Origin of the sequence: Streptomyces calidiresistens, assembly GCF_014141525.1 — a bacterium.
Taxonomy (GTDB): Bacteria; Actinomycetota; Actinomycetes; order Streptomycetales; family Streptomycetaceae; genus Streptomyces; species Streptomyces calidiresistens.
Genome location: NZ_VKHS01001399.1, coordinates 1 through 744 on the forward strand (window position 1 = coordinate 1; position 744 = coordinate 744).

General features: G+C 74.2%; 1 protein-coding gene. It reads right to left on the bottom strand.

The features are described 5' to 3' along the window. Positions 1–323 precede the first annotated feature (323 nt). The coding region (locus FOE67_RS27515; RefSeq protein WP_182667521.1) for a zinc-dependent metalloprotease at positions 324–744 on the bottom strand (421 nt) is incomplete at its 5' end.

The following is a 744-nucleotide window of genomic DNA, read 5'->3' on the forward strand; positions in this document are numbered from 1 at the left end:
GGGCGGGGCGGGCGCGGGCCCCACCTCGCGGAGGAGCTCCTGGAGGGTGCGGCGAACCGCCAGGCGTATCGCGGCGACCGCGGGATGGGGACCCATGTCCGACTCACTTCCTCGGGCTACGGACGGTCACAGGACCGATCACTCTCGGTGCGTACATGGTGACAGAGAAGGCCACCATCCCGAGCATCGCACGCCGCGACCGCGCCCGGACTCCCTCGTACGGGTGAAGTCGTTGATCCGAAGGAACCGCATCCGGGCCCGGGGCCCCACCCGAAGCCGTCCGCCGGGCGCCGGGGGCGCGCCCGACATCCCCCGGCCGGCCGTCAGCCGCCGGTGCCGGCGGCCGGCCGCACCCGTGCCACCCACTCCTCCGGACGGGCGATCTCCGCCCTGGTGGGCAGCGTGTTCGGCGAGGTCCACACGCGGTTGAAGCCGGCCATGCCCACCTCGTCCACGACCGTCCGCACGAAGCGCTCCCCGTCGCGGTACTGCCGCAGCTTGGCGTCCATGCCCAGGACCCGGCGCAGCACCCGGTCCAGTCGACCGGCCCCGGTACGGCGCCGGCGGGCGAACTTCTCGCGGATCTCCGCCACCGAGGGCACCACCTGCGGGCCGACGCCGTCCATCACGTAGTCCGCGTGCCCCTCCAGCAGGGACATCACGGCGGTCAGCCGGTCGAGGATCTCCCGCTGACGCGGGGTCTGCACCAACTCCACCAGCGATCCGGGGGCCGTCGGGGCGGGC